This is a genomic window from Akkermansia muciniphila (genome assembly GCF_018709685.1).
In the GTDB taxonomy this organism is placed as follows: domain Bacteria; phylum Verrucomicrobiota; class Verrucomicrobiia; order Verrucomicrobiales; family Akkermansiaceae; genus Akkermansia; species Akkermansia muciniphila_E.
This window is the reverse complement of sequence record NZ_JABDHQ010000045.1, coordinates 1-466: the sequence shown is the minus strand read 5'-3', so window position 1 is coordinate 466 and position 466 is coordinate 1. Positions and strand designations below refer to the sequence as shown.

The 466-nt window shown below is 54.7% G+C and carries 1 protein-coding gene; it reads right to left on the bottom strand.

Annotation, left to right across the window (positions count from 1 at the left end; genetic code table 11):
- The coding region (locus tag HHJ06_RS11695; protein ID WP_215429966.1) for a hypothetical protein at positions 1-384 on the bottom strand (384 nt) is incomplete at its 3' end.
- Positions 385-466 lie beyond the last annotated feature (82 nt).

Here is a 466-nt window from a genome sequence, read left to right as displayed (position 1 = left end):
GGCAATGCAGAACTCTTCTTCCGACCCCAAGGAAGGCTGGTATTGATGGACGATGTGGCACCAGTAATAGCCCTGTTCGAAATGAAGCTGGCGGCAGAGAGGGGTGGAAGAGCCGGCCTCCGTGGCAAGTTCCAGCTCCTTGGCGGGGATAGAAAGGGAAATGGAGGAGCGGGCATGCAGGTGGAGAAAACAGGTGGCGGGAGCCATGACCTTAAGGTATCCGAACCATTCGTGGCGGGTGGGGGAGGAAGCAGCCCGTTTGGGAACGAGAACGGGAGCGGTGATGCCGTTGACCAGGAAGTTGCCCTGGGGCTGTCCGTTGGGGTACATGGGAATGAAGGGGTAGACGGTGTCCATGGCACCGATGTTGAAAGTGTTGTTCATGGTAATGAAATGATGTTTGTTCAATGGTTGCAACTACCATGAGAACAAGAATTACCAGTGTAAACACGCCGCGAACGTTATG